General features: G+C 68.5%; 6 protein-coding genes. 1 reads left to right on the top strand and 5 read right to left on the bottom strand.

What is annotated here, in order from left to right; translation table 11 throughout:
- Both VNF71_02840 and VNF71_02835 read right to left on the bottom strand, forming a co-directional pair.
- A partial coding sequence (locus VNF71_02840; GenBank protein HVA73484.1) for an SDR family NAD(P)-dependent oxidoreductase occupies positions 1–386 on the bottom strand: 386 nt, incomplete at its 3' end.
- Entirely contained in the window at positions 383–595 is a 213-nt protein-coding gene (locus VNF71_02835; GenBank protein HVA73483.1) for an SDR family NAD(P)-dependent oxidoreductase, read from the bottom strand. The genes VNF71_02840 and VNF71_02835, both read right to left, overlap by 4 nt.
- A gap of 37 nt (positions 596–632) precedes the next feature.
- Between VNF71_02835 and VNF71_02830 the strand changes: the two genes are divergently transcribed.
- A complete protein-coding gene (locus VNF71_02830; GenBank protein ID HVA73482.1) occupies positions 633–803 on the top strand; it encodes a hypothetical protein in 171 nt (56 codons plus the stop codon).
- 509 nt (positions 804–1,312) lie between these two features.
- Here VNF71_02830 and VNF71_02825 read toward each other — a convergent pair.
- The 3 genes from VNF71_02825 to VNF71_02815 all read right to left on the bottom strand — a co-directional run.
- The gene (locus VNF71_02825) at positions 1,313–1,708 is read right to left on the bottom strand and encodes a cupin domain-containing protein (protein ID HVA73481.1); all 396 of its coding nucleotides are present in this window, start codon (positions 1,706–1,708) and stop codon (positions 1,313–1,315) included.
- Between the two features lie 283 nt (positions 1,709–1,991).
- Positions 1,992–2,483 (bottom strand): hypothetical protein, encoded by a 492-nt coding sequence (locus VNF71_02820; GenBank protein ID HVA73480.1) that lies wholly within the window; start codon positions 2,481–2,483, stop codon positions 1,992–1,994.
- Positions 2,484–2,678: 195 nt separating this feature from the next.
- A partial coding sequence (locus VNF71_02815) for an integrase core domain-containing protein (protein HVA73479.1) occupies positions 2,679–2,975 on the bottom strand: 297 nt, incomplete at its 5' end.

The raw sequence follows: 2,975 nt of genomic DNA, 5'->3' as shown, positions 1-2,975 counted from the left end.
CGGTCGAACGCCTCTCGACTCGCCGCCAGAGCCGTCATCGCGTCGGCACCGAGCAGCAGATGCCTGGGGGGATCGTCGGCATCGATGATTCTCAGCACGGCCGCGGCGGCCTTGTCAGGATCGCCGGGTTGCTGGCCGTCGTACCGGGCTCGGGCCTCGCGGATGGGCTCATAGAACTCGTCGTAGTCGTGGATGGTGCGTGAGCTGTGCTCCATCGAGCGCCCGGACCAGTCCGTCCGGAATGGTCCGGGCTCGATGGCGGTCACGTAGATGCCCAGGGGCGCCACCTCCTTGCCCAACGACTCGAGGATCCCCTCCATGGCGTACTTGCTGCCGTGGTAGAAGGACAGGCTAGGAGAGGTCGTGAGACCGCCGATGGAGGTCACGGCGAGGATGTGGCGCCGGACCGCCTCTGACGCATACCGGGCAGGACTGCCCGGATCACCGCCACAGTCCCGAAGACGTTGACTTCGAACTGCCGGCGCAGATCGGCCATCGTGGACTCCTCGAAGAGTCCCTCGTGCCCGTAGCCCGCACTTGCGATGAGCACGTCGATTGGGCCTTGGTTCTGCTCGACCTGTGCGATCGCCGCCAGAACTGCCTGCTCATCGGTGACATCGAGTAGGATCGCCGTGGCCCTGTTCGTCTCCGCCGGCCTCGAACGCGGCGGCCGCCTCAGGAGTCCTGACCGTACCGACGACGCGGTGGCCGACGCGCACTGCCTAGAGGGCGAAAGCGCGGCCGAGACCGGAGCTCACACCGGTGATCAGGAGCTGCTTGGAGTCGGCTGTCATGACGCCTGATGATCCTCCACCAGCAGGACGGTTGTCCTGCATCCGAGTCGCCGTAGGCATGATGGCCTGAGCAGGGCCCGGGTGACTGGGCCCGGGGCATGCTCAGCTCAGCAGACCCTGAGGGTTCCAGCGCCTCTTGGGATGCGCCAAATCACTCCCGCGGGCATGACCCCCTCTCGGCTTTCGCGATATGGCCGCGGGCCACGCCCGGGAGCACCTCCACAACGTTGGCTCCTGACCGGGAGACTGCAGCGATCGCCGCATCGAGCAGTCTGCGGCGTACCAGAAGGTCCTCTTTCGGGACGGGTCCGAGGGCTCCATCAGCTCCATCGCGACGTTGTGTCGAACGCCGCCCGTGCTCGCCAGGTCAAGCGGAGGCTGGGTGACGTTGGTTCGATCCCCTATGGTCGAGCGAAGTTGCGGGCACTACGACGGACGCTGCGACCAGCCGTCGCCGGATCGGCGTTGCGGGTCATGCAATCATCGGCCGAGCCGACAGGACGCGGCGGAGAGCCGGGTCACGTCAACGCGTGGCCCGGGGTGCTGTCGACGTAGTCCGGGATCGCTCCCTCATGGCGGTCCCCGGTCGTCGAGGTCCCCGACGGCTCGAACATGAGGATCGCCCCACCCGATGAGGACGGCCTGTGCTCGGTGCCCTTGGGCACGACGAACGTATCGCCCTTCCGCAGCGCGACGGTGTGCTCGGTGCCATCGGCCTCGCGCATTGCGACATCGAAGCGGCCTTCGAGGACCAGGAAGAACTCGTCGGTCTCAGCGTGGACGTGCCAGACGTGCTCGCCCTTGGTATGGGCGATCTTCACGTCGTAGTCATTCAGGTGGGCCACGATCCGTGGGCTGTAGACATCGTCGAACGATCCGAGCGCGTCGCTCAGGTTGACGGGTTTCACATCCATGGCACCGAGTGTGGAGAGGGTGTCAAGCACGTGGCCGTCCGTTCCTCCTTGCAGCGTGGTGGCGTGATGAGGGCGCTGTCGAGGAATGTGTGGTCGGTGGTCTCCTGCACACCCTGAGGGAGGCACTTCGGGCGAAGAGCGCGCGGCTGAGAAGGACCGCGGAAGGCCGGGCGAGCCACGAAGAGACCCCGTTCTGGCGCAGCCCGAGCAAGGTGCCTCCGCCGCACGGAACATGCGCCGCGGCGCAGCTCCCGTTTCGGAGCGCCCCGTGAAGCGCTCTCGCCTACGGGACCCAGGTCTGCCAGTCAGTGTACGGCCAGCCACCGGGGAGCGGCGCAGGCGACGGGGGCTCCGGTGCAGCGTCGGTCGGCGGCCGAGCGACCAACGACACGAGCGCGACGGCGCCCAGGACGATCGCTCCGAGCGCCCAGAGCCACGCGGGGACGCTCCACGCGCCCCCCGCAGCGGATGCCGTCTGTGCGTCGCTCGAGTGCGTAACTGCCGCCTGCGGGTTAGTGCTGGCGTAGTCCGCCGCGTCCGGAGCGAGCGTCTCGGCCGGGGCCGCTGGGGGCTGAGTGATGGTGGCGGCGATGGCCCGTCCGGCCTCGCTGAGTCGCCAGCGGCCGCGCTCCGGGCTCCAGACGAGACCGGTCTTGACGAGGTGCCTCAGCCCGTAGCGGGCCGCGCGCTCGGAGCGTCCGGCGGCCACGGCGAGGACGACCGTCGATGCGTCGCCACCGAGGAGTGCGGTCAGGAGCAGCTCATCACGGGTCATGGCACACATATACAGCTCGGGTCGCCGACGGCGCAACCGGCCGGCACGCCCCGCCACAACCTGCCGGAGCCTGCTGTCGCCGGCCACGGACCTCGTCGGCAGACGGCGGGCGGCCCGAACGGACCGCGAGCGACAGAGCGATCCACCACCCGCGTCCGCTCGCTTGGCCTTGCCCCGGTTCGACGGACAGCTTGACTATGCCGCCTGAGCCTTGCCTGGGTGCCTGCGCTCCTCCTCGTACTCGGCTGGGGTGCGGTAGTTGAGCGTCGAGTGCAGCCGGCAGCGGTTGTAGAAGACCTCGATGAACTCGAAGATGGCCCGGCGTGCGGCTGCCCGCGTGGGGAACGTGGTGCGGTGCACGAGCTCCTCCTTGAGCGTCGCGAAGAAGCTCTCCGCCACCGCATTGTCCCAGCACTGCCGGGGGCGGGACAGGGACTGGAGGGCGCCGTGGGCTTCCAGGAGCGCGCGGAACTCCCGCGAGGTGTATTGGCT

This window comes from Acidimicrobiales bacterium (assembly GCA_035533095.1).
Taxonomy (GTDB): domain Bacteria; phylum Actinomycetota; class Acidimicrobiia; order Acidimicrobiales; family Palsa-688; genus DATLUM01.
Note: the sequence above shows the minus strand (reverse complement) of the source record. Positions and strands in the feature narration are given on the sequence as shown.

Bases quoted from the DNA above. Each gene is read 5' to 3' on its own strand.
- VNF71_02825 (HVA73481.1), bottom strand. From the start codon at position 1,708: ATGGATGTGAAACCCGTCAACCTGAGCGACGCGCTCGGATCGTTCGAC.
- VNF71_02820 (HVA73480.1), bottom strand. From the start codon at position 2,483: ATGACCCGTGATGAGCTGCTCCTGACCGCACTCCTCGGTGGCGACGCA.